This window comes from Pedobacter sp. T50_32, assembly GCF_057652195.1.
This window is the reverse complement of record NZ_JBYFBY010000006.1, coordinates 194794-220714: the sequence shown is the minus strand read 5'-3', so window position 1 is coordinate 220714 and position 25921 is coordinate 194794. Positions and strand designations below refer to the sequence as shown.

Here is a 25921-nt window from a genome sequence, read left to right as displayed (position 1 = left end):
TTACTTAATCGTTATATTACTTTCATCTCTTCAAGCAATTTTTTTAGAATCTTTAAATAAGAAAAATTTCCGTCAACTATTTTTTGATAACCTTTTTGTGTTAGTTCTTTTAATTCAGATCTATTCTTTAGATATTTTTTAATTAATGGAATAATTTCATCTTCCTGCTCCCAAAGAATAGCTTCTTCTTTTGAAAAGAAGGATTTAATTTCTTCATTGGCTTCACTAATTAATGCAGTACCACTTGCTGGAATTTCAAAAGTTCTCGTTGTATGTTTTTCGTCACATAACTTAGAAACAAAACCAAAAGCTATTAATGAAGAAGAAATGAATTTTGTGTAATCATGATTAAACAGTCCGCTGCCGCAGTAGGTTAAGTTTTTATTTCCAATATTAAATTGAATAAATTTTTCCCAGTTTGGTCCGGCTAGTTTTAAAGAGATATCATTATCTAAAACCATTTGCAGAATTTTTTCTCTATTAGGTTCGTGATGTCCGATAAAAGCGATATCTTTTTTTTGCTCAAAAGAGTGATGAGGCATATGGACAGTTGGATCATAACCTTGTGTACAATATAATAGGTTAGCTCCGCTTTGTTTATAATAAGCTAGTTCGTAAGATTTTGTGGTAATGCAATAACTGTAATAAGGGATAGATTGGGAAAACAGCCTCGATTGGTGATATGTGAAGGCCGGATCTGGTGTGAAATGGATAATTTTTTTTGCGTTATTTTTTAAATGCTTTACTGTTTCTGGTGTAATTATTACACCTTTATCTATCCAAACAATATCAAATGAAGATTTTTCTGTTAAGGCAGTAATTTCTTTATTTATTTTGTGGAGAAGTGGCCCTGTTTTAAATCTCCAAGCTAAGGATCTGAATAATTTATTACTCGATTCCGATTTTTTTTGTAAATCATACTCAATAAAAACGAAATCTTTGAGAATAGATTTTAAGCTTAACAGCCGCATTGCAGACGTACTTCCCTCATGGCATTGGCCTACATATAATATAGCTCTTTCTTTTTTCATTGATATTTAAGTCTTTTAAGGAATAGTTTTAACGCAACAATTACCAATACCGAATTTCTGAAAAAATTAATAAATGGGTTTGCAGGGTCATCAATTGAAGCTAAGTTGTTTATTAAGGCTAAATACAATATAATTCCTCCAATTCCATATGTAGGAAAAGTCCAAATAGTTTTATATAGTATACCAAATGCAATAAAGATGGGGATGATATATAAAAAGCTCCCCAAGTCTAAAATAATAAAGCCAAAAAGAGAGGGAGAAATAGAAGTACCGGTAGGCCTATTCAAAATTTCTTCATTGAAAATTTTTCCTGCTTCTTGTTTAGGTTTATCTTTCCAAATAACTCTGGGTATAAAACCAAATATTGGTGAGAGTATAAATTTTTCCTGTAAGTGGAAATCTACATTAACCTTATCTACATCATATAATTTATAGGATAATGCACCAAATTGACTAAGATTTAATCTCGAGATTACTTTGTCAAAAGTGTTTGCTACAATTTCGGCGGGAGCTTCTATAGTGACCGTTTCTGTATTAATTTGATTAATAATATCATTGAATTCTATAATGTCATTGTTTTTCCTGTCCGAGAACGTTTCTCTCATAGGCTCTATAATTACATAGGCTATAAGGATAGAAAATACGCTTAAGACAATAAGTGACTTTGAAGGCTTATTGTAAATAAAAAAATGCGATACAAAGACCAATAGAAATGTTCGGATCACGTTTCCCTTCATACCCGAAGCCAAACTAAAAAGTACCTCTATACAAATAATTATAAAAAATAGATTTTTATATCTTTTGGTCTTGAAAAAAATTAAGCTAATGATTAATAACTGTAAGCTCGATACAGATGAGATAATATGAAAAACCTGACTAAAGTTTACATTTTGTTCTGTAACATTACTATTTGAAGCCCATCCGTATTGCCCACTATTAATTAAATAAATCTTTAAAAGTGTAGAAATGACGAAAAAGGTTATAAATACTGGATAATTGATCTCATTACTAAAAGCGAGATTTTTTTTTAAATTCAAGATATTTGAAAAAGAGCGGTTAAAAGCATTTGATATTCCATTTAGTTCATAACCTATTAAGATACATACAAGCGCAATATTGACCCAGAACATTAGTTTCGCTAAGTAGTAATAAGCAATAAATTCTTGGTCGGAAATTAAAGGTAGATAATCAAATTTACTCTCGCCCAGTAAAATGTAATTGCTTACGCCGTATGGAAGAAGAAATGTTAAGATAAAGGCTATACATATAGGATGCAATATGCCTATTTTTCCAAGCTGATCAATCTTAAAGTAAATTTCGACACTAACAATAATACAGGTTAAAAAAGTTTGATATAAGAATATTTGCTTGGGACTGCTTTCTATCAAATTGAGAGAGTATAATATAAAGCTTAAGGAGAAATAGCAAATAATCCTAAATAAAATATTCAAAACGCTAAAGTTTAAGAAGTTTTTTTGTTTTACTAAATTCGGGGAGATAGTAAAAAATAATGATAGGAAGTATTAAATATAGATAGAAAAGATGCAAGCCGTAATGATTAAATATGCACACACATATCGCTAAAAGTAACGTAGTCAATAAATTTAGTACTAAGAATGGGTTTTTACTAATATTGATGTTAAAATGGTTGATACAGAATATAAGTGGAATCAATGTGCTGCAAATTAACTCAGAAATAAGAATGCCAAAACCTATGCCAGCTACGCTCCAAATTTCATTAAATAAGTATATCAATGGAAATGTAGTAATTATCCTAACAAAGGTGATGTAACGTAATATTTTTAATTGGTTGGTACTTACGATAATTTGATAGTATAGCGCACTTATAGAGGAGAATGCAACAGCAATTACTAAACTAAAAAGTAATAAAAAATCAAAATGTAGCTTGTAGTGAGTCCACTTATTGTAAATTGTTTCAATAAACGGTAGTATTAAAATTATTCCTGTGTTTATAAAAAACGAGCTTGCGAAAGAATATGCTCGAAACAACAATGTGATGTTATGATTGTCTTTAGTTGCGTATAGCCTTGTTATTTCAGGATATATAGAATTGGTTAAAATGGTAGTACCGGCATTTATAGAATTTGTCAATGTCCGCATAGTACTAAATGTAAGCGATACAGTAGAGTTTGCAATGTGTGAAATTAAAATAATACTTCCATTTAAATTTAGTTGTTGACCTAGCGAATTGAAAGTAAAAGTAAAACTCTTTAATAGGTTTTGAAAACCTGTTTTGAGACTGAAACCGCTCCACCAAGGGTAAAATTCTTTGGTAATCTTTCTTATCCTCAAAAAAAGAAAGAAGTTGATAATACATGTTAGTACTGAATATAATATACAAGCATTTAAAATACTGAAATTAAAATAACCAATGGCTATAAGCGATGCAAATTGTAAAAAGCGGGTAATGATTCCCCATATCTGTGTTTCATTGAAATAATTTAACGGAATAAGCAAACGAACAAGAATGCCACCTATACTCCCACAAAGCCACCATGATATAATTAGAAGTAAAAAGCCCCAATGGACACTATTTTGGACAATTTTATCGTTTTCAATACCTAAAGGATAACTCAGATTATTTGTGATTATCAATACCACGACAATCACAATTTGGATTAACCCAAGTATGACTGCAATCATGATGGAAGATGATAAAGATTCTTTTGCTTTAAGCCTGTCGGTATGACATTCTAAATTAATTTTGTTTCCTATGTAGGCGGTATGGCCTGTGTCTAATATCTGAAATATACCATAAGCCGCCATTATTAATATCCACATAGAATAAGAACCTTCGCCCCAATAGCTTAGTAAAAACGGAATAAGTAAAATGCTCTGTAGAAAGGACAGAATAAATGAGAGTAAGCCTAGAAAACTGCTCTTTATAACCCTTTTTACTATTGTTCTTTCCATCAATTACCTGTTTCGTAAAAGGTTAATGATTACAGTTTTTAGTTTGCTTGAAACGTGTTGTTTAAAATCTTTCAAATAGATATATCGAAGGACTATATTCTCTTGGATACTGTTTTTATATTCCTCAATTGGGTACTTTTTAATATTTAGTATTTCTATAGGAAGTTTTAAGCTATGTTTGCGTGCGTACCTCCAAGCCGAAGCATTGGTTGGATGTAGGTTTTTTGTCGCTAGATTCCATTTTAGCCACTTAACATTATAAAAATCCTTTAAAAAATCGTTTGAATGCGACTGTGTTTTGCTTTTTCTGTACATTTCTTCATCTGTACGGACATAAGCCAAATGATACATATTTTCAGGAAGCTTAGCTGCTTTTGTGCCGTTTGTAGTTCTCCTTGCTGAAAATACTGTTGTAGTTTTTAGATTCACTACAACTGTAGGAGAAATTTGTTCGTGCTCTCCATTCGAGTCAATAAGTATATAATCCCTATTTTTCCAAAAATTAATCCAAGAGGTATAATAGAAATCGAAATTTGGGTGTTCTTCTATATATTTTTTATTTTTTACAAAGCTATCTTTATGATAAAACTCATCAGGATCAATAACGAACATATAATCAAACCCCTGTTTTTTCGCTTCCTCTAAACATTCGTTTCGCATTTGTTCTTCATAGTCCCAAGTATCTTCAATCAATTCAATTTTGTCTGCGTGTTTAGATTTTAATATAAACTCTTTTGTTAAACTATTAGTAATTGTTTTTCTAGCTTCAGGTATATACGCAAAAGGGACTTTACTATATCCAATAAATATTTTATCGAAATGAGGTCCACAATTTTCCAAACACTGATGGAAAAAATCCTTGTTATCGAAACCTAGTATCTGTACACAGAATTTCATAGTCTATTTCTGAAAAATTTTATCCTTTTTCCATCTTTTAAAAGAAGAAATAACATTACGTCTTTCTATTATCATGTGTTTTAAGGAGACAAGCTTTAAAATCATTAACCAGTTGTTTAAGTATTTGATATTGAACTTCTTGCTTTTGAAGATATGGCTAAACATATACTTAGGATAGACATAAAATCCAAATAAGATAACTTGATTATAAACAAATTGCCGCACATAACTAGCTCTCGTTGTTTTTGCAAATCTATCTAAATAGCCAAAAGTGTTAGCAAGCCTAGCTCCATATTTATTAAAACTTTGGGTTATACCATCCTGTCTCGGATGTTTACATGCTATAACAGGTCCCGCAGGTATAATCACGATTTTACCATTTCTAGCTGCTAAAATGCTTATAATTAAATCTGCTGATTTATTTGACTCCCAGATATGCTTATCATCTTCCAATAAGTCCTTGTTTAGTAGCCACATTGATGGAAAGCCCAATTCATATCCAGATTTAACAATTCTCTCTTGGTACTCTTTAGGGCTAAAGTAAATCGTTTCGGAAATTTGCTCGGGTGTTTCAAATACTCCAGTACTGGTAAAGTAGTTAGTGGGCAAAGTAGATATTAGTGAAACATCATCTTGTATATGTTGAGTAAAAGATGATAATCCTCCCTTAATAAGGTAGTCATCTTGTTGAATAAATTTCACCCATTTTTTTTTGGCATTTTTTAATAAAAAATAATGATTTTCCCATAAACCTAAATTTTTAGAGGGCTGAATAATTTTTACGTTCTCAAAAATTGAAAATTCTTTTTCGAGCTCCACAAAATTGTTGTTAGGACTACAATCATCAGATACTATTATTTCACCAGGTTGCTCATTAATTGCAGTGTATATAGCTTTTTTAGTAAATTCGGTTTCTAAGTATGATGGGATCAGAATAGATACATCATTAGCGGATATCGGCACTTTTGGGATTTAAGGTTTAAAGAGGATTTATGCTAATTACAAATCCTTTAGTAACAATTGATAATCTATTTCTTCTTTTTTAAGCCAAGTTCTGCTTTTGACACCGTTCATGCCGTCAAGTAGGGAACCGAAATCAAATAAGAAAATATTCTTTTTTAATAAGTTTAATCTTTTCATTAACACCCTGCCGCTACAACCCATCGCTACGATAACTACGCCAAAATTTGTTCTGTTTGCTAAAATAGGGGCTACTTGCTGCTCAATTTCATCAATAGCGTTGTAGGCATTATTGTCAGGAGTACCAATAATTTGTATTTCTTCACCAAACAACCTTTGCAGAAGATTTTCTTTAACGTGCTGATTACCTATGAATAAAAAAGTCTTCGATTTTAAGGCTTTTAAAAAATCATTAGCTAATGCTGGGTGATAAGTAGCTGCATAGTGCAAGGCTACCGGACTGTAAATCTGGTGCCCGATAAAATATGGATAGCTGCTTTTTAAAAGATGAGAGGCATAGGCATCTGATACAAGATGATTTCCGGAATACATCTCTTTTTCATAGCCAAAAGCTTGTGAATGTATACTTAAAGATTTGTAAATATTTTCACCAGATAGCGTAAAGGCTTCTTTCATTTCTGTTGCGAGTTTTTCAGAAGCTTTTTGGTATAAGTCTGTTTGGTTGTTCAACAAGAATACGTCTCCGTCTCCAAACCTCATGTAGCAGCCTCGCTGTTCCTGTACTATCGTCTCTTTTATTTTAATTAGGGTTTCGAGAGGAGAAACAATCCTAATGCTATTAACCGTCTGCACTAGTTTTTCAGAAAATAAAATATCTTCCAACTTCCGCTTAACTGGTTTAACTTTTAAAATGCGCTTAAAAATTGCTTGGGCAATATTTCTTAAAATCTTACGCAATTCCTTTTTCTAATGTCCAATTTGTAGGCGTAAAAAATCTCATATGCTTAGGGAAATTTCGTTTTCTAAAAACAGCTCTTCCTTGTTCCATATAAAATTCAAAAGCATCGCTTACACGAGCAATTTCTTGTGAGTGTGCTATGCCAAACCAAATATGAATAACATATTTTCCGGCGGCAAATAACAATTCATGCGTTTTAATGTTGAGTGTATAAATACTGTTAATATCTATTTGATCAAAACTAATGTCATAATCTTCATTAGAAATATGTGAAATGAGCTCTCCCGATGGAGTTTTGATATCTATCGCTACGCTGAAGTCTTTTATTTTTCTTAAAAATTTGATCTGTAGAGAAATTTCTAGTTTTTGACCTATAGACAGTATGCAGTTTTTGGTCAGTTCTTTTTTTAAATCAGAGAATTTTAAAGAAATGAGCTCTATATCTTCAAGTGTTTGGTAGGTTTTCTCTGCGGTAATATGATGATCAGTAGAAGTGGTGTATGCTGCGATACAGCTTTCGATAGTTCCATGATAAGCAATAGTACCATTTTTTAACAAAATGCCTTTACTGCATAATTGTTGTACACTACCCATATTATGGCTTACGAAGAGTACCGTTCTACCTTCGCTTTTACTTACATCGCCCATCTTGCCAAGGCATTTGCTTTGGAATTCGGCATCTCCTACAGCAAGCACTTCATCTACAATTAAAATTTCACTTTCTAAATGGGCTGCAACTGCAAAGGCCAAGCGCACATACATACCAGAAGAATAACGTTTTACGGGTGTGTCAATATATCTTTCTACACCAGCAAATTCTATAATTTCATCTAATTTTCGAGTAATTTCTTTTTTGCGCATGCCTAAAATGGCACCATTTAAATAGATATTTTCTCGTCCGGTCAATTCTGGATGAAAGCCTGTACCTATTTCTAATAATGAGGCAACGCGACCTTTACCTGTGATACGTCCAGAAGTAGGGGCGGTAATGCGACTTAATACTTTCAATAAGGTGCTTTTTCCTGCTCCATTTCTACCAATAATTCCTACAGCATCACCTTGTTCAATCTCGAAGTTGATGTCTTTTAACGACCAAACAATATCAGTATTGCCTTTCATTGTACGGTTGTTGGTTTCGCCAATTCGTAGAAATGGATCTTCTTTACCGCGTATGCTGGCATACCAACGCTCTAAATCACGGCTAATGGTACCAGTACCTATTTCACCTATTTGATAGGCTTTACTGAGGTGCTCTACTTTAATTGCTATGTTTGACATTTATTTAGTCGCTAACTTTAGAAATGCTCGGGTTTGCATAGACTCTTCTTTGCATTTGAAGAAAAAGCGGTAAGGAAAAGTTATTAAGGTATTTAAAATATGCTTGAAAAAATGAGGTTGCTTTAAGCCGTATTTAAGCAAATATCCAATGAAATATGCGCTTCCCTTTTGTTCAGAAGGATTTGCGTATGCTGCCTTTATACTCGCCAAAGTTCGTTTCCATTGTGCGCCTAAAGTATGATTGACTGTTTTAATATTGCGGTCGTGGTAGATATAACTATGATCTACGATACAGATTTTCAAATTGTGCCATTTCACTCTATCGCAGTAGTTGTCGTCTTCGCCGTAATGGAAAAACGCCGGCGAAAAACCACCTACTTTTTCTATGCATTTGTTGCTAACCAACCAAGCTGCTGCATTTACAAAATCACAATCATAAATATTTTCAAGCTGCTCAGACGTCTTTTCCGAAGCTGATTTTTTACGGCTAGCATTATCTAAATAGTTAGAAAAGTTTTGATCCATAGCACTTCCTTCAGCGTTTACATGTATAGGACTTAAAATTCCATAAACTGGATACTTTTCAGCTATGTAAATGAGCTTAGACAAAGTATCCGGCTGTACGCTGGCATCTTGATTAAGTAAAAAGGCAAAGTGATAGCCTTTATCTAAACAGATCTCCAAGCCGATATTATTTGCTTGTCCAAAACCGAGGTTTTTCTTCGTACAAATCAATTGCACATCAGGAAAATGTTGCTGAATATATATTCTAGTATGATCTGTAGATGCGTTGTCTATTACGATAATATCAGTATAATAGTCAGACTTAATCAATGAATTTAGACAAGTGCCAATCCAATTGTTAGTTAAGCCATTGTATGTAACTATAATTGATAGAACAGTGTACACTTTGATTTATCTTGCTTGTGCAGTTTTCTTCATTACGATCTCGGTTTCAATAATTTTCTCAAAACCTTAAAAGCGAATGATTTTCTAAATTTCTCATCAAAAGGGATCAAATACCAGATACGCTTTCTTCGAATAAAAGTATTGTTGAAATAATGTTCTAAGTTAATTCCCTTTTCTTGCGCTCTTAATATTCTAACCACCCAAACCCAATAGTAGGCCAAATCTCCCTGCGCATTGGTAGATATACCCTTATCATGAAACCTGTAATAATACAATGTTTCAGGAAGATGGATGCAGTTGCCAGTATCGTAAAGTTTTAGATAAAGGTCTTGGTCTATTGCTCTTTTGAGTGTAACATTTAAACCACTTGTTCTTTCGTAAAATTCTTTTTTAAACGTAGCAAAAGGACCTATTCCCTTATCATTAAAAAAGGCATATTCCCCATTAATTACTTGTTCAGTTTTATACTCACGAGTGATTTGCAGGTGCTCATTACACTCGTAATAGTCGCTGTAAATTAAAGCAGCCTTAGGCTTGTTCAGGTGCGCCCGCACCATTTTGCTAATGGCATCGAGTGTAAGTGTGTCATCAGGATCTAAAAACCCACAGATTTCACCAGTAGATTCGTCGATACATCTCTTTTTTGTATAGCCTACGCCTTTATTCTCCAAGTTGCTCAGCAGTTTGATATGGCTGTGCTTTAAGTAGGGCTCAATAAAGCTTAGCGAATTATCTGTAGAAGCGTCATCTATAATGATAACTTCAATGTTCGGGTAATCTTGCTTTAAAACGCTGTCTAGGCATTCGGAAATGTACCTTCCGTTATTGTAATTGGCTACTAAGACGCTAAAAAGAGGCTGCATTAAACAGTGTCTACGAAATTCTTCTCTACTTTATTAAATACCACAATACCCACTAGAAGAATAACTAAAGTAATAACTGTAGTGTAACCAATTGCACCCCAGCTAAAAGTGCCACTGCCTAAAAAGCCGTATCTAAAAGTCTCGATCAATGGAGTCATTGGGTTGTATTGCACTAGCCAACCCAAAGGTTTTTTAATTACTATGCTTAGCGGATAGATGACTGTGGTGGCATACATTAGTAACTGTACGCCGAAAGTGACCAAAAAAGCTAAATCACGGTATTTAGTCGTCATAGCTGAAATTAACATACCAGCTCCTAAACCTAATAAGGCCATTAAAAGTATGATGAGAGGAAATAAAGAAATAGCCCAAGTAATACCGAAATCTTCTTTGGCAATAAAATAATAGTACGCCATTACCAATAGGAACAACAAAAATTGTACACCAAATCTTATCAAATTACTTACCACAATGCTCAACGGCATAATTAACCTCGGGAAGTAGACCTTGCCGAAGATATTAGCATTGTCTTTGAAAACGGTGGATGTTTTGGTCAAACAATCAGCAAAATAATTCCAAGTAGTAATACCCGCCATATAAAATAATGGCTGCGGTAAATCATCAGTACTGATTTTAGCTAATTGTCCAAAAATAAAAGTAAATATGATGGTAGTAAACAGCGGTTGTATAAAAAACCAAAGCGGTCCTAATATGGTCTGTTTATAGAACGATACGAAATCTCTTCTTACCAAGAGCCAAAGTAAATCTCTGTAGGCCCAAGTATCTTTCAACTTTAGGTCTAGCAATGAGTTTTGCGGCTCAATGCTCCAGTCGTACGATTGTCGGGTGTTCATGGATTCGAATTGCGTTTGGCGTGAAGCGTTCAGTTAGATAAATTTAATAGTAGCTTTTTCTTTTGGTTGGCGTTATCACTAGCCAATGTTTTTCTGTATTTTATTGTTGATAATACCAACAATGGGTTTAGCATTGCTATCAATTAAGTGATTCTGCAATTAAACAATTAACCTTTTCTACGTATTGCTCAAAACCAAAATGCTTCAATGTCAGTTCCTGCTGTATTTTTGGTTGATGCTGAGTATTATGGATCGCTTTCTGTATGGCTTCAATAATTGCTGCTTCGCTATCAGGGTTTACTAATTGACCTAACTGACCGTTTAGAAGTGCGTCTGTGCTACCATCAACGTTTCCACCAACTACCTGACAACCACAAGAAGCAGCCTCTATGAGTACGATACCAAAACCTTCTTTTTTACTTGGTAGTACAAAGCAATCAGCCAATCTATAGTGTGCTTCAATTTCCTGTTCATCTATAAAGCCAACGATTTTTATATTTTCGGTAACCTTGTGCTTCTCGATTAACTGTGTCAATCGGATTTGCTCCTGCTCTTCGGCTTTACCGCCTATAATATAAATGAGTTGGGGAAACTGATCTCTTAGTTCTTTCAAAGCATTGATTACCAAATCATAATTTTTGGCGTGTTCAGTAGCCGATAACCTGGTTAGCGTAAACAAAACAAAAGCGTCAGGTTTAATATGGTATCGCTCTAGCAGGTTTTTAGGTTTGTCAAAATCCTTTATCACTTTGTAAAAAGGATCGATCGTGTTGTTCAGCACTTTAATATTTGCCGATGGAATTTGATGCCTTTCTATCAATTGATGTTTGGTATAATTGCTTACTGCCCAAATTTCGACTTTCTCTTGTAAGAACTTCTTTTTCCAATTGGGGATTGCTCTCCAAACTTCAATGCCGTGCGCCCAAAGGATAATTTTTGCACTTGGCTTTATGCGCTTAACTATTTTGCCGAATAGCAATAAGTTGATGTGACTTAAAATCAACTTATCTGTACTAAATGCTTTTTTTATTAAGGCCCAAGCGAAAGAAACTTGTTTTCCTCCAAATCCTTTAAAGTTACTCTTTGCAATATAACGCTTGTCAGCATGAGTATTGTCATCATACATCGAAAAAGTACTTAGCTTAACATCCTCATTTTGCTGAATTGCAAAAATGAGAGACCTGCAAGCTTTTTCTATCCCGCCTGTAATGCAAAATGTTTTTAAAGTAAGAAAAAGAATGTTCAACGAAAACTAATAAATAATGACTAATAATCAATTACCGATATACAATGATCAAATAAACAACCGGAAAATAAACTAATGAACCAGTGAACTAATCTCACAGCTTCGCCCTTTCAGTCCCATTTTGGTACCTAAGGGTATTAATTTTGATCCGATAGCTATCGGATGATTAAGTCTAGAATGATTGAATAAGCACGGATTAAGGTAAGAGAAAATATTCTCTCACTCCAATCATTCAAAATTCTATATCTTCTACTTCAACGGCTCTACATAGGCCATCGAAGTTTTCACTTCAATTGCGTAGCCCAAGTTTTCTAGTTTTAAAACAAGGCTTTTTTTATTTTTGATTGACACTAGGTAGGCAATCATTCCCTTAAAAGGACCTGCATTAACCAATACTCTTTCGCCAGGCTGAATATCATGTTCAATCAGCTCTAAATCTTCGCCCGAAGCCATCAATAGCTTCAAGTCATCCATTTGTTTATCAGGCATAATGGCAATTTTTCCTGAAAAATACAGGAAACGACTAATACCTTGCGTCATGAAAACTTCTGCGTGTTCTTTGTTAGAGATGCGAACAAAAAGATAGGATTTAAACAACGGCTCTTCTACAATTTTCTTGCGGTCGCTCCATTGCTTCACTTCCTTTTTAAGCGGTAAATAGGCCTCAATTCCTTTTTTTTGTAGTTCTTGATAGGCCTTTTTCTCTGCTCTAGAATTCGTATACACCGGATACCATCTGTACAAACTATCGATCATTGTCTATTTCCTTTTCCAAAATTCCCACCATTTCTTGTCTTGCTCGTCACTGTAGTAGCCACTACCATTGCCCGTATTCGAATAATCGGAATAATAGTAGTAATTAGCATAGTAACTGCCTGTATAATTGGTGGTATAATATCTGCTGTGTAGGATGTCGTTATCAAATGCGTTTAAAATAATCGCAATGTTAGAGAGGTTAAATTCTTTCGATAATCGCTCTGGTACAGAAGCAGCTTGGTATCGAGATACGCCCGAACGCACTACAAATAAATTTACATCGGCCATTCTAATCAAAGGAATAGCATCAGAAACCAAACCTACTGGTGCGGAGTCTACAATTACAAAGTCGTAAGATTTGGTCAACTCTTCCAAAAGATTTTTCATTTTATCAGAATACAATAATTCTGAGGGGTTAGGCGGTACAGGCCCAGCCGGGATAAACCTTAAATTTTCTACTTCAGTATCAAAGGTAATTTCCGACAGCTCAGCTTGGTTAGAAAGATAAGAGCTTAAGCCTTTGAGGTTGCTTACCTTAAAAGTGTGTTGCAATTTCGAACGTCTTAAATCGGCAGCAATTACAATTACTTTTTTATCGATCAAACTTAAGGTACTGGCCAAGTTTACGGTAGTGAAAGATTTACCTTCGCCAGAAATTTCTGAAGTAATACACACTACCTTGCTCTGTTTTTCGGAAGCTAAGAAACTCAAATTGGTTCTTACCGATCTTACTGATTCAGCAAAAAGCGACTTTGGATTTTTAATGGAGAGGATCTGACGGTTGTCTTCGTCAATCGTGTCTTGATATTTCCGAATTACCCCAATGATAGGGATATTGGTTAAGCTTTCAATCGTTTCTTTATCGTAGATAAAAGGGTTCAACATCCTCACCAAAAATACCAAGCCAATACCAGCTACTAAGCCCATTATTAAAGCAGTGATATAGGTTTTCTTGTGGATAGGGGAGATTACGTTAGTGTTGTACAAAGCTAAATCTACAATGGTAGCGCCTGGTGTGATCGCTGCTTTACTGATTTGTGCTTCTAATTTCTTTTCAGATAGATAGCTGTAAACCTTTTGATTGATCGCTGCATTAGAAGTGAGATTGATCAATTCACGCTCTGCTTTGGGAATGGTGTTGAAGGTTTGTTTGATAGAGCCGATTTGCTGCTCAAGAAATGCTATAGTTTTTTGGTTCTTTTGACGTTGGCTATTGGCATTGCTTACGAAGGCCGATTTAATGTCTAAAATCTGCTTGTCAATATGTTGTACCTTGTCTGAAGTTGACTTAAAGGTGGCAAGCGCTACTTCTCTCTCCGTTAGTAAAGTGTTGTATTGCGCCAGTAAAGAGCCAAGCATAGGATCTGTAATGCCCTGCAAATTGTAATTAATAGCATTTAAATTTTTATTGCCTACAATTTCTTTCTCTAATTGATTAATGAAAATACCTTGCAGATTGAGCGTGTTTTTCTCAGTTTCTAAATCGGTAAGTTTCTTCATTACATCTTGTCCTGTAGCAGAAATATCTAATACCTTATTCGCAACTTTAAACTGTTCCAGCTCCGAACCAGAAGATCTAACGGCTTTAGACATATTCTGTTGTAAAGTGTCTATGAACTTTATTGTTTGCGTAGCTGAAATGGTTTTCTGCTCTCGATCATAACTTACGTAAGATCTTAATACAGCGTTTAATATGTCTGTAGCAAAAAACGGATTTTTATCGGTTTGAGATAAGCTAAGGATGTTGGTGCCTTTTGTCTCGTTCATATTCAGGCCACTGGCGATGCGGCCTATAAAACTCGATGGTGAATTGAATTTAAAGCAGTAAACTGAGCTGTTATTGTTTGAAAAGGTGCTGTTGGTGATTTTGAACTTAATACCCGGAACAGATATAATTTGACCTGTTTGGTAGGTTTTAACCACTTCTTGGCCATTTTCTTGATGACTTAATTTAAAAGACTTGTTGTCAATAGGCTCATACTCGAACAGGTTACGGAAAAACTCTAAGCTGTCTTGCTCGATAATGGCGATACTTAAAGGTTTTTGGGGATAGATATCGCTGGTTCTTATCCGTCCTTTAAGATAGAATGAAATTTTATAATCTAAACTTTTTGCAGCATTTAATAAAACCTCCCTAGATCGAATTACAAATTGCTCTGATTGTATCTTGTTATTCCGATCAAAATTGCTCCTTACATTTATAAGCTCAGAAATTTCTGAACGCTTTTCTTCAAATTTTAAGGATGCACTGGTATTAAAAATGGGAGGTGTATACCAAAGATAAATATAGGCAATTACCATGGCTATAATGACAGTGCTAGCTACCCAATACCATCTGCTAAGTATAATCTTTACGATTTTAACATAGTCTATATCTTGCTGCACATTCGCGTTTCCGTTGACCTGTTGTTCCATCTATTTGGCAATATTGTAAATAAGTAATAAGGTGTTTACGGCAACTAACCCAACTTGGATAAAGGTAGAGTAAGCTTGGAAATTTTGGCTGCTAGAGGCAATTCTTCGAGGTTCTACATACACAATATCTTTGGCACGTAGTTTAAGTTTCGGATCTTTGATGAAGCTATAGTCGTTCAGATTGACTTGAATGATCTCTGGATTAGCCCTGTCGCCTCTAAAAATCCTCACCATTTTCCTGTTGGCATTGATATTCACACCACCAGCATCTGCTAAGAGGTCAATCAATTCGTAATCTTCTCTGTCGATGATATATTTTCCTTGTTTGCCTACTTCACCTAGTAAAACAATGTAGGCATTGGCAATCCGCACATCAATTAGGGGAGCATTTAGTTCTTTGGCTTCGTATGCTTTTTGGATGGCCGCCGCAGCTTGTGTACGGTTTAAGTCCGATACTTTAATGTTTCCAATTTTAGGCAGCACTACTTCGCCGTTAGCATTTACTTTAAAAGTAATATAGATGTTTTGTAAATTGTAATTAGTCACCTCGGGTCTTCTGACTATCAGGTTCATGTCTTGTACATTTCTAATAGCCAATTCATCTTCGGGCTTAATGAGGTTGTAGTAATCTTCACTTTCGGCCACGTTGCTATTAATTACCCTAACGGTCTTTACAGTATCGGCATCGTACGGTGTCTTTAGCAGTGCCTGTCTGTTCCTAAACGAACAAGAGCTCAATAGCAGTGCAACAAGACCAATAAAAAATGGTGTTGTTAGGTATAATTTGTTGTACTTCATTAGTTTGAATGAAGGGGCAAATTACAACTTTTTATTGTTAGTCAAACGATAAAAATAAAAAACAGGTGTTAAGAATTTTTAAAACCATTGGTTTTAAGCTTTCACAAAGGATGCTTTTTTCAGCGCTTTCAAATGTTGCCTGATAATTCAGTGTTAATCGTATGAAAAATTAGAAATAGAACTGCCATTAGCTAGGGGTCTGCTTCGTACCTGCTTCGGTACTTGTTCGGTAAAAGTGGCGTTTTACCGAAGCAGGTACGAACACTAACCGAACAAGCACCGAAGAAATACTGTTTTAGATGTGCGAAGCGTTGGTAAGAAGTGTTTTGAAAATTATTGATGTATTGCCCCTTAAGGGCAATATTCTTAGACACTAGCCAATGGTACTCCATTGGCTAGTGTAGTGATAGGCTTTCAGCATAACTAAATAAATATCGGAAATCGCCCACCAAATTGCCTGAAAGGCTTTTATAAGCTAGCACAATGCTTGTATTGTGATTAAGCGCCAAGTAGCAACACCAGTTCCACACAGCCTACACATGATCTAGCATTAGGATGATACATGAATAACACATGATCAACACAAGAATGGTACATCATCAACAGATGAATCACACATGGTGAATTAATAATTTCCGCTATTGCGCAGTATTTGTATTTTTACAACCAATAAATCTAAAAACTTTGAAAGTAACCATCATTACGGTAGTTTATAATGCAGAGCAGCATCTTCACGACTGTATCAAATCCGTACTAGCGCAAAACTATCCTAACATAGAGTATATTTTAATTGATGGTAACTCTACTGATCGCTCGTTTCAAATAGCGCAAGAGTACGCAGATCGTATAGCTGTATTGATTTCGGAACCAGATCGTGGAATGTATGATGCCTTAAACAAAGGAATTGCCTTAGCAACCGGAGAAGTGATAGGTATTTTAAATGCTGACGACTTACTTGCCGATGAAGATGTGATCACAAGAGTGGCTGAACTATTTCAGCAACGTAAAGTAGAAGCAGTTTATGGCGACTTAAACTATGTGGCGCAGGATGATGTCAATAAAATTCAGCGTAAATGGCGTGCTATGGAAGCAAAGCCAAGGGATTTAGCCTTGGGCTGGATGCCCGCTCATCCTACCTTATATATAAAAACATCACTTTTCGAACAGTTTGGCGGCTATAAGCTAAACTATGGCTCTGCGGCAGATTACGAGCTGATGCTACGATACCTTTACAAACATAAAGTAACCACAGCGCATTTACCTAAATTGATGATTAAAATGCGTAATGGCGGTATGAGCAACCAATCCCTAAAACATCGGTACGCCGCTTTCCTTAATGATTATACTGCCTTAAAGCACAACAATGTTCCTTTACCTGTATTAGCCCTGTTGCTGAAAAAGCTTAGAAAAATTAGGCAATTTTTTTAAGGTGTGTTGTGTTTTTAATATCCCAAGTTTAAAATTATAACACCCTTCTTAAATGCCCTTACGTGTCTTATGTGGTTAAAAAACAGTCGTAAAAGCATATATCTCATCTTAAATGAACTAAAGTGTCTTAGGTGGTAAATTATTTAATTTAAAATTAACAACGCTCAGTTTATATTACCTTATATATCTTATGTGGTTAAAAAAAGTCGTAAAAACACATGTCTCGTCTTAGTGGACTAAGATTTCTTAGCTGGTAAAATATCCTTGCATAAGCTTATGCGTAAGTAAAATACCCAAAAATGGGTATGTGAATTTTTAACGCTTTTTGCTTTTTTTGAAATAATACAACTGAGTTGTTTAAATAAATCATATTTTTGACTGTCAATCATTTATAGAACGACAATGCCCAAACAACTATTTGCCGAATACCCTTTGGTGTTCTATATTTCTATTATTACGCTGGCGTATCTGTTAGTGAGGTTTGCTATACCATCAATTATCCACGCTGCTAACAAGCATAGTTTATTTGATTCTACAGATTTACATCGCAAAGAGCATAAAGGAAATATTTCTAGATTGGGCGGAATAGGTCTTTTCTGCGGCTTCACCATTACAGTTTTATTGTTTGCTACAACGGTACATTACCAGGAAGCAAATTTCTTAATAGCATCTAGTATTTTATTATTCGCCTTAGGGATTAAAGACGACATCTACGGCGTTAGTCCAAGTACTAAATTTGCATTACAGATTGTAGTTGCTTTAATTTTGGTTGTTCTTGGCGATTTTAAATTATCGAGCCTATATGGTGTATTCAATGTTTGGGATGTACACCCTGTGGCCGGAGGTATTTTTTCCATCGCACTAATTATCTTCATCAATAACGCATTTAATTTGATAGATGGGGTAGATGGATTAGCAGGTACTGTGGGTGCGATTGTTAGCTTGTGCTTTGGGGTATTTTTTGCCTTGGGGAACGACGTAGCTTATGCCTTTATCGCCTTCTCGATGTTGGGTGCAATTTTAGGTTTTTTAGTTTTCAATTATCCGCCAGCAAAGATTTTTATGGGCGATACGGGTTCGTTGATTATTGGATTAGTTTGTGCCGTATTAGCCATTAAGTTTATTGAGATCAATAAGGTTGGTGTTGTTCCTGGGCCTTTCTTTAGTTCTGCACCCTCCATTGCAGTAGCGGTGCTTATTGTTCCTATTTTCGATTCATTACGTATATTTTTTATTAGATTGATTAACAGGAAATCTCCTTTTAGAGGCGATAGAAACCATATTCATCATCGTTTGTTGCGCTTGGGTTTAAATGCAAAGCAAATATTGTTGGTCACTGTAGCCTTTAACGGAAGCATGATTGCGCTAACATTAATGTTGAGCCATCTTGGTAATTTCGCACTTATCTTCTTGCAAATTGCAGTTTGTATGGTATTCAATACTGTGCTAACCTATGTAAAAGGTAAAAAAGTGAGAAAAACCTATACCATTAAGGATGTTTTCCTGAAGGATACCGTTAAGGTGTCATAGTTTCTTCTTTATTTCAATTTCTGATTTTCTATTCTGCAGATATTGGTAGCTTTGCGATGTAGAATGATATCGTTCTACTTTATCATCACCCACCAAAATGAATATAGCCATCAATGGTTTTGGCCGCATCGGTAGAATGTTCCTGCGTGCTGCGTTACAAAGAAAATTCAATGTCGTTGCCATCAACGATCTAACTACAGCTACAACTTTAGCTCATCTATTCAAATACGATTCTGTTCATGGCGTGTACCCAGGTGTGGTGTCTGCCAATGAACATTATTTGAATATTGACGGTCAGCAAATTCAAATTATAGCGAACAGTAACCCAGAAGTTTTACCATGGACGGACTTAGGGGTAGATCTTCTGATAGAAGCAACAGGCAAGTTTGCTAACAAAAAAGGTGCTGAAAAGCATTTACAAGCAGGCGCTAAACAAGTGCTAATTTCTGCACCAGCATCAGATAAGGAAGTTCCAATGGTGGTAATGGGTGTTAATGATGATACTGTAGATTTTTCATCTCCAATTCTTTCTAACGCTTCTTGTACCACTAATAATGTAGCACCAATGGTGAAGGTGTTGGATGATATTTGGGGTATCGAAGATGGTTACATTACCACAGTGCATTCTATGACAGGCGATCAAAACTTGCATGATTCGCCACACCAAGATCTGCGTAGAGCAAGAGCGGCTTCTTCGTCTATTATTCCGACTACCACAGGCGCTGCAAAGGCGATTACGCATATTTTTCCGCATTTAGATGGGAAATTGGGTGGGGCAGGTATAAGGGTGCCAGTTTTAAACGGATCGCTAACAGATTTTACTTGCATCCTTAAAAAGAAAACTACCATACAAGCTATTAATGATGCTTTTAAAAGTGCAGCGAGTGGCGCCATGTCTAATATTGTCCAATACACCGAAGATCCAATAGTTTCTATCGATGTCATCAACAATCCTTACTCTTGTGTGTTTGATTCTCAGTTGACCTCCATTGTTGGAGATTTAGTGAAGGTAGTAGGCTGGTACGATAATGAATCAGGTTACTCGAATAGGCTGGCGGATGTAGTAGAGAAGATAATGATGGTTAATAAATAACCAATAATCAATTTACAATAATCAAATTACTAGCGGTGCCTGAGAATAGAAGCATCCAAAAACAATGAAACAATTTAGCAATAAAGCAATTTAACAATATATCAAGCAACTATGATCAAATTTGTTCCTTTAGAGCTAGTGCTGCCATTAAGAAGTAAGATGCTAAGAAATGGCGCTCCTGAGAATGAATGTGTTTTCCCCACAGATAGCATCGAAGGTGTTTTTCATTTGGCATACTATGTAGATGAGACTGAGGTTGCAACGGTAGCTAGTTTCTTTCCGCAAAATATGGAGGATAAAGAGGGGCAAGGTTATCAGCTTCGCGGAATGGCGACAGATACACCCTTTTTTGGAAAAGGTTACGGCGCCACTTTGGTAAAATATGCGGTAGATTACATAAAAGAGGCAAAAGCTGAGTATATTTGGTGCAATGCCCGTACTTCGGCTGTAGAATTTTACAAGAAGCAAGGCTTCGATATTGTTTCAGATGAATTCGAAATTCCAGGTGTCGGCCCGCATTACATCATGATTTTAAACCTAATATAGCATATAGAAAACAATGAAAACAGTAGACCAGTTTGACTTTAAGGATAAAAAAGCCATTGTAAGGGTGGATTTTAATGTTCCTTTAGATGCCGATTTCAATATTACAGATGATAAAAGAATGCGTGCTGCATTGCCAACCATCAAGAAAATCTTAGCAGATGGTGGCTCAGTGATTTTAATGTCGCACTTGGGGCGTCCGAAAGAGGGACCGACCGACAAATATTCTTTAAAACATATTGTAGCAGATTTATCTCGTATGCTAAGCTTAACCGTAAAATTTGCTGATGATTGCATTGGTGAGGATGCGATTAACAAGGCTGCTAATTTATATCCTGGTGACGTTTTATTGTTAGAAAACCTTCGTTTTTATAAAGAAGAAGAAAAAGGCGATGTTGCATTTGCGGAGAAATTGTCTAAATTGGCTGATGTGTATGTGAATGATGCATTTGGTACTGCACATAGGGCACACGCATCTACAACTATCATTGCTCAATTCTTTCCAGAAAATAAATATTTCGGTTATTTAATGGCTGAGGAAGTTAAGAATGCAGAAAAAATCATTAACGATGCTGAAAAGCCGTTCACCGCTATTATGGGTGGAGCTAAAGTGTCTGACAAGATTTTGTTGATCGAAAGTTTATTGGAGAAAGTAGATAACCTGATTATCGGTGGCGGTATGGCTTATACCTTTGCAAAAGCACAAGGTGGCGAAATTGGTACTTCTTTATTAGAGGCTGATAGAATGGAACTTTGCTTGGAGCTGCTAGAAAAAGCAAAAGCTAAAGGTGTAAACTTGGTATTGCCTGTTGATACTGTAATTGCAGATAAATTTGATAACGAAGCGAGTAAAGATCAAGTAGAAAGTGGACATATTCCTGCAGATTGGATGGGCTTAGATATCGGTACAAAAACCGTAGAACTATTCAGTGATATCATCAAAAACTCAAAAACCTTACTTTGGAACGGTCCAATGGGCGTTTTCGAAATGGAAAGCTTTCAACAAGGAACCAAAGCTGTTGCCGAAGCAGTAGTAGAAGCGACTAAAAATGGTGCTTTCTCATTAATTGGTGGTGGCGACTCTGCTGCTGCGATTGCTAAATTTGGCTTAGAAGATGAAGTAAGTTATGTATCTACCGGTGGTGGTGCTTTATTAGAGTATATGGAAGGTAAAGAGTTGCCAGGTGTAGCTGCTATACAGAAATAGTGGTTAATCTGGTTTAAACCATAGATAAAAATTAAACGTTAACGGATGCGTCCTCACCTACAAGCATAAGATAAAATAATCTGTGCATCTGTGGCTGTATAAATTTTAAAAAACAAAGGTTAACTCCTTGTATATAAGCGGCCCCGACTGAAAAGTCGGGGCCGCTTTCTTTTTTACCACCAGCCAAAAATGCCCTAGCAATATTAAAAAGTGGGTTAAAGTGGTAAGAAATATGTGTTGAAAACTTTTTTGTGGTAAAAAGTGGTAAAAAGTGGTAGAAGTGCTTTACTTTTACACTAGATAAAAAGTGTAATTACTATACATGAACCAACTCATAGGAGAATTTGATTGCAAAATGGATGCGAAGGGGCGCTTGATGGTGCCTGTTTTGCTGAAAAAGCAATTGCTCGATGTAGAGCGAGATGGGTTGGTTGTGAATAGGGGTTTCGAGAAGAACTTAGTGATTTACCCTAAGAAAGTTTGGGATGAAACAGTAGCCGAGTTGAGCAAGTTGAATATGTTCGAGAAAAAGAATCGTGAGTTTGTGAGAGCGTTTCAACGAGGAGCGATGCCTTTAACATTAGATGCTGCGGGTCGTGTGCTTTTACCGAAATCTTTGGTGGAGTATGCTGGTATCGAGAATGAATTGGTGCTGGCCTGTCAGTTGGATAAGATTGAGGTTTGGGATAAGAAGGTTTATGACGGGCTTTTTGACGATGTGCCAGAAAATTTTGCTGCATTGGCAGAAGAGGTGATGGGCGGTAAGAGTGGTCAAAATAAAGGAGGTGCTGATGGAGGATAATTACCATGTGCCTGTTTTATTGCAAGAGTGCATTGATGGTTTGGCGATTAAGCCAAATGGTGTGTATGTAGATGTGACTTTTGGTGGTGGCGGGCACTCTCGAGAAATTTTAAAGCATTTAGGTGCTGATGGAATTTTGGTTGCTTTTGATCAAGATCCTGATGCGCAACGAAATAAAATTGATGACCCTCGCTTTCGATTTGTAGATCAAAACTTCGGTTACTTAAAAAATCATCTTCGCCTTTTGGGTATTAAACAGGTGGATGGAATTTTAGCTGATTTGGGTGTTTCATCTCATCAGTTTAATGAGCCGGAAAGAGGTTTTTCTACTCGCTTTGAAGCTGATTTGGATATGCGTATGGATCAGCAGCGTGCTTTAACCGCTGCGGTTGTGCTTAATACCTACACTGAAGAGAATTTGCATAAAATTTTCGGCTTGTATGGTGAAGTGCAAAATGCAAAATCTTTAGCCAGAACTATTGTGACAGCACGTTTGGATGAGCCAATTCAAACTTTGTCTGGTTTTAAAAATGTAATTGCGGCTCATATTCCTCGTGGAAAAGAGCACAAGTATATGGCGCAGGTTTTTCAGGCTTTGCGTATCGAGGTGAATGGTGAAATTGAAGTATTAGAGCGCTTTTTGGAGCAATCGGCAGAGGTGTTAAAGCCGGGCGGTCGTTTGGTAGTGATTTCTTATCACTCGCTCGAAGATAGGCCAGTAAAGAATTTCCTGTCTAAGGGAAAATTTAAAGGTGAGGTAGAAAAGGATTTTTTTGGTAACGATCAAAAGCCTTTTGATGTCATCACTAGAAAAGCAATAGTAGCCGATGCGGATGAATTGGCTCGTAACAGTAGGTCTCGTAGTGCTAAACTGAGGATAGGAGAGAAGCGGTGAATAGGTTTAGGGAGAAGCTAGAGGAAGAATTGGCTCAAGAAGATGAACCAGTTCTGAAGAAGGAAGAAGAGCCTCGCAAGAAAGAGCGTCAAGAGCCTGCGAAAGAAGGTAGTGCAACAGCTTTTTTTAGAAAGTTGTTCGTGGATGGTGCTGTTTCTAAAGAGACGGCAACTGATATGCTTCCTTACTTGATTTTCTTGTGTGTGTTGGGGATGATTTATATCGCTAATAGCCATATGGCAGTAAAACGAATTAGAGATATAGATCGCTTAAGTAAAGAAGTAAAGGAGTCGAGTTGGGAGTACAAATCGCTAAAGGCGGATTTGATGTTTAAAAGTAAAATGACTGAAGTGGCCAAAAAGGTAGATACGTTGGGATTGCAAGAGTTAATTGAGCCACCAAAAAAAATAATAGTACAAGTTAAATAATGAATATCAGGGCAAACATATTACTCAGAGTGTACTTGGCTTTTGGGCTAATTGTACTTTTTGCGCTTGCGGTTTTCGTTAGGTTATGTGACGTGCAATTTAGGCAAGGGCACAAATGGGTGGCTATGGCCGATAGTTTATCCATCAAAGAATTTGAAATTGAGGCAACCCGTGGCAACATCTATTCTGTGGATGGTAGTTTGCTGGCTACATCTGTTCCTGAATATGAATTAAGAATGGATATGTATGCTGGTGGTATCCAAAGTGATAAAGTCTTTAATTCAAAAGTTGATTCCTTGGCAATGAAACTGTCGAGTTTCTTTAAAGATAAAAGCACAAAAGATTATTCTAGGTTATTGCGTAAGGCTAGGCAAGATAGTGCTCGCTATTTGCTCATCAAGCGCAAGGTTTCTTATCAGGATTTGAAAATTGTGAGAACTTTCCCTTTATACAATATCGGAAAGCATTCGGGTGGTTTAATGGCTATCTCGAAGAATAAGCGGATTTTGCCTTTTAAAGCTTTAGCTGCCAGAACAATCGGTTATAAAAATGAAAATGTAGCTAATGGCGTTGGTTTAGAAGGTGCTTATGGCAACTACATTAATGGTGAAACTGGAAGGCAATTGAGGCAACGCATTACTGGCGGTGTTTGGATTCCGGTAAATAGCGACGCTGAAGTTGCACCTAAAGACGGTGCGGATATCATTTCAACTATTGATATCAATATCCAAGATTTGGCACAAAGTGCTTTAGAAAAACAGCTGATTAAAAGTCAGGCGCACCATGGTTCTGTAATTGTAATGGAAGTGGCTACGGGAGAGGTTAGGGCGGTTGCGAACTTCACAAAAGTAGAAGAAGGTGTGTATAAAGAGCAGTTCAACTATGCCATTGCAGGTAATCAGGATCCTGGTTCTACTTTCAAATTGGCTTCTTATATGGCTTTGTTAGAAGATAAAAAAGTTGATACCAGCACTTTGATAGGAACTGAAAACTACCGGTTGCCGGGTGGGCATACGATTAAAGATTCGCACGGTAGTATTGGCGTGGTTACAGTAAAAAAGGCATTCGAGCAATCGTCTAACTCTGCTATTGCGCAGTTAATCAATAACCATTACAAAGAAAACCCTAAGAAATTCACAGATCACTTATATAGCTGGCATCTGCATGAGAAAACAGATTTGCAAATCCCTGGCGAAGCGAAGCCTTGGGTTAAAAATCCAAGTGCCAGAAGTTGGAATAAAAACATGACGCTACCACAAATGGCTTATGGTTATGAAATGATGTTAACACCGCTAAAGATGTTGACTTTATATAATGCTATTGCTAACGACGGTAAAATGGTAGCGCCAATTTTTGTGAGAGAAATTAGAAGGTTGGGCAACCCGATAGAGCAGTTTAAAGCAAAGGTGATGAATGAAAAGGTATGCTCTGACGAAACTCTATCAAAGTTAAAAGTGATGTTGGAAGGTGTAGTGACTAACGGTAGTGGTAAGCAAGTGGTGTATAATCCTTTGTATAAAATTGCTGGTAAAACAGGCACGGCGCAAGTTGCAGATGCTAATTTGGGTTACAAAGCTAAACGTCAATATCAGGCATCTTTTGTAGGTTATTTTCCTGCTGATCAACCTAAATATTCAATGATTGTGGTAATCAATGATCCCAAAGGTGCTTATTATGGTGCTTTGGTTTCTGGGCCGGTATTTAGAGAGGTTGCCGATCGTATTTATGCCAGCGATGTAAATATGTACAACAAAGTTGAAGAACGTTTTGCTGGAAATACAGTAGCGCCTGAGGCGAAAGCGGGCCAAAGTCAGGCAACTAAAAAAGTTTACAACGCATTTGGTATTAAGGCGCTTTATGCTGCAAAATCTGGTTATTTCAATTCTGTTGATACCAATAATGGTGTGGCCTACGAAGAAAATACCCCGGTTAAAGGAGTAATGCCGAATGTAAATGGTATGGGTTTAAAAGATGCAATGTTCCTTTTAGGAAATGCAGGCTTAAAAGCTCGGGTTAAAGGTAGTGGAAAAGTAATCAGCCAATCTATACATCCTGGTAGCAGGATTGGTAAGGGCTTGATGGTAGATATATTGTTGCAATAAGAAGATTTAAAATGAGGAAATGACGAAATGAGA

24 protein-coding genes and 1 pseudogene are annotated in these 25921 nt (G+C 36.1%); 9 read left to right on the top strand and 16 right to left on the bottom strand.

The genetic code is table 11. The annotated features are described in order from the left end of the window. Positions 1 to 11: 11 nt before the first annotated feature. The 16 genes and pseudogenes from AC23ME_RS17590 to AC23ME_RS17515 form a co-directional block, all read right to left on the bottom strand. Complete coding sequence (locus AC23ME_RS17590; RefSeq protein WP_487729071.1) at positions 12 to 1031, bottom strand: CgeB family protein; 1020 nt, start codon at positions 1029 to 1031, stop codon at positions 12 to 14. After that, positions 1028 to 2419 (bottom strand): hypothetical protein, encoded by a 1392-nt coding sequence (locus tag AC23ME_RS17585; protein ID WP_487729070.1) that lies wholly within the window; start codon positions 2417 to 2419, stop codon positions 1028 to 1030. Before AC23ME_RS17585 ends, AC23ME_RS17590 begins: the two co-directional genes overlap by 4 nt. A 67-nt stretch (positions 2420 to 2486) precedes the next feature. Continuing rightward, positions 2487 to 3965, bottom strand: coding sequence for an MATE family efflux transporter (locus tag AC23ME_RS17580; RefSeq protein ID WP_487729069.1), 1479 nt, complete (start codon positions 3963 to 3965; stop codon positions 2487 to 2489). A 3-nt stretch (positions 3966 to 3968) separates the two neighbouring features. Further along, entirely contained in the window at positions 3969 to 4862 is an 894-nt protein-coding gene (locus tag AC23ME_RS17575) for a hypothetical protein (protein ID WP_487729068.1), read from the bottom strand. A gap of 3 nt (positions 4863 to 4865) precedes the next feature. Continuing rightward, positions 4866 to 5825 (bottom strand): glycosyltransferase, encoded by a 960-nt coding sequence (locus tag AC23ME_RS17570; protein ID WP_487729067.1) that lies wholly within the window; start codon positions 5823 to 5825, stop codon positions 4866 to 4868. Between the two features lie 36 nt (positions 5826 to 5861). After that, positions 5862 to 6740, bottom strand: a complete 879-nt coding sequence (locus AC23ME_RS17565) for a GT-D fold domain-containing glycosyltransferase (protein ID WP_487729066.1) — start codon at positions 6738 to 6740, stop codon at positions 5862 to 5864. Beyond that, complete coding sequence (locus AC23ME_RS17560) at positions 6733 to 7503, bottom strand: Wzt carbohydrate-binding domain-containing protein (protein ID WP_487729139.1); 771 nt, start codon at positions 7501 to 7503, stop codon at positions 6733 to 6735. The genes AC23ME_RS17565 and AC23ME_RS17560 overlap by 8 nt, the downstream gene beginning before the upstream one ends. Then, positions 7495 to 7800, bottom strand: a pseudogene (locus tag AC23ME_RS17555) (ABC transporter ATP-binding protein); the annotation flags it as partial. The pseudogene AC23ME_RS17555 and the gene AC23ME_RS17560, both read right to left, overlap by 9 nt. Positions 7801 to 8019: 219 nt before the next feature. Continuing rightward, complete coding sequence (locus AC23ME_RS17550) at positions 8020 to 8928, bottom strand: glycosyltransferase family 2 protein (RefSeq protein WP_487729065.1); 909 nt, start codon at positions 8926 to 8928, stop codon at positions 8020 to 8022. 32 nt (positions 8929 to 8960) lie between these two features. Continuing rightward, positions 8961 to 9791, bottom strand: coding sequence for a glycosyltransferase (locus AC23ME_RS17545; RefSeq protein ID WP_487729064.1), 831 nt, complete (start codon positions 9789 to 9791; stop codon positions 8961 to 8963). After that, complete coding sequence (locus AC23ME_RS17540; protein ID WP_487729063.1) at positions 9791 to 10645, bottom strand: ABC transporter permease; 855 nt, start codon at positions 10643 to 10645, stop codon at positions 9791 to 9793. The genes AC23ME_RS17545 and AC23ME_RS17540 overlap by 1 nt, the downstream gene beginning before the upstream one ends. 139 nt (positions 10646 to 10784) lie before the next feature. Next, complete coding sequence (locus tag AC23ME_RS17535; RefSeq protein ID WP_487729062.1) at positions 10785 to 11891, bottom strand: glycosyltransferase family 4 protein; 1107 nt, start codon at positions 11889 to 11891, stop codon at positions 10785 to 10787. 249 nt (positions 11892 to 12140) lie between these two features. Further along, positions 12141 to 12647 (bottom strand): UpxY family transcription antiterminator, encoded by a 507-nt coding sequence (locus tag AC23ME_RS17530; protein ID WP_487729061.1) that lies wholly within the window; start codon positions 12645 to 12647, stop codon positions 12141 to 12143. A gap of 3 nt (positions 12648 to 12650) precedes the next feature. Beyond that, positions 12651 to 15062, bottom strand: a complete 2412-nt coding sequence (locus tag AC23ME_RS17525) for a GumC family protein (protein ID WP_487729060.1) — start codon at positions 15060 to 15062, stop codon at positions 12651 to 12653. Further along, positions 15063 to 15860: a polysaccharide biosynthesis/export family protein gene (locus tag AC23ME_RS17520; RefSeq protein ID WP_487729059.1), complete on the bottom strand. Its 798-nt coding sequence runs from the start codon at positions 15858 to 15860 to the stop codon at positions 15063 to 15065. Between the two features lie 191 nt (positions 15861 to 16051). Then, positions 16052 to 16252: a hypothetical protein gene (locus tag AC23ME_RS17515; RefSeq protein WP_487729058.1), complete on the bottom strand. Its 201-nt coding sequence runs from the start codon at positions 16250 to 16252 to the stop codon at positions 16052 to 16054. A gap of 292 nt (positions 16253 to 16544) precedes the next feature. Here AC23ME_RS17515 and AC23ME_RS17510 point away from each other — a divergent pair, with 292 nt between their 5' ends. The 9 genes from AC23ME_RS17510 to AC23ME_RS17470 all read left to right on the top strand — a co-directional run bounded on the left by AC23ME_RS17510 (position 16545) and on the right by AC23ME_RS17470 (position 25888). Then, entirely contained in the window at positions 16545 to 17288 is a 744-nt protein-coding gene (locus AC23ME_RS17510; RefSeq protein WP_487729057.1) for a glycosyltransferase family 2 protein, read from the top strand. Positions 17289 to 17690: 402 nt separating this feature from the next. Continuing rightward, positions 17691 to 18818, top strand: a complete 1128-nt coding sequence (locus AC23ME_RS17505) for an MraY family glycosyltransferase (RefSeq protein WP_487729056.1) — start codon at positions 17691 to 17693, stop codon at positions 18816 to 18818. A gap of 97 nt (positions 18819 to 18915) precedes the next feature. Beyond that, entirely contained in the window at positions 18916 to 19911 is a 996-nt protein-coding gene (gene gap / locus AC23ME_RS17500; RefSeq protein ID WP_487729055.1) for a type I glyceraldehyde-3-phosphate dehydrogenase, read from the top strand. 111 nt (positions 19912 to 20022) lie between these two features. After that, the gene (locus AC23ME_RS17495) at positions 20023 to 20457 is read left to right on the top strand and encodes a GNAT family N-acetyltransferase (RefSeq protein WP_487729054.1); all 435 of its coding nucleotides are present in this window, start codon (positions 20023 to 20025) and stop codon (positions 20455 to 20457) included. A gap of 13 nt (positions 20458 to 20470) precedes the next feature. Then, positions 20471 to 21661, top strand: coding sequence for a phosphoglycerate kinase (locus tag AC23ME_RS17490; protein WP_487729053.1), 1191 nt, complete (start codon positions 20471 to 20473; stop codon positions 21659 to 21661). A gap of 322 nt (positions 21662 to 21983) precedes the next feature. Then, the gene (mraZ, locus tag AC23ME_RS17485) at positions 21984 to 22463 is read left to right on the top strand and encodes a division/cell wall cluster transcriptional repressor MraZ (protein ID WP_487729052.1); all 480 of its coding nucleotides are present in this window, start codon (positions 21984 to 21986) and stop codon (positions 22461 to 22463) included. Then, positions 22453 to 23358 (top strand): 16S rRNA (cytosine(1402)-N(4))-methyltransferase RsmH, encoded by a 906-nt coding sequence (gene rsmH / locus AC23ME_RS17480; RefSeq protein WP_487729051.1) that lies wholly within the window; start codon positions 22453 to 22455, stop codon positions 23356 to 23358. Before mraZ ends, rsmH begins: the two co-directional genes overlap by 11 nt. Further along, complete coding sequence (locus AC23ME_RS17475; RefSeq protein WP_487729050.1) at positions 23355 to 23786, top strand: FtsL-like putative cell division protein; 432 nt, start codon at positions 23355 to 23357, stop codon at positions 23784 to 23786. The genes rsmH and AC23ME_RS17475 overlap by 4 nt, the downstream gene beginning before the upstream one ends. After that, complete coding sequence (locus tag AC23ME_RS17470) at positions 23786 to 25888, top strand: penicillin-binding protein (RefSeq protein WP_487729049.1); 2103 nt, start codon at positions 23786 to 23788, stop codon at positions 25886 to 25888. Before AC23ME_RS17475 ends, AC23ME_RS17470 begins: the two co-directional genes overlap by 1 nt. Positions 25889 to 25921 lie beyond the last annotated feature (33 nt).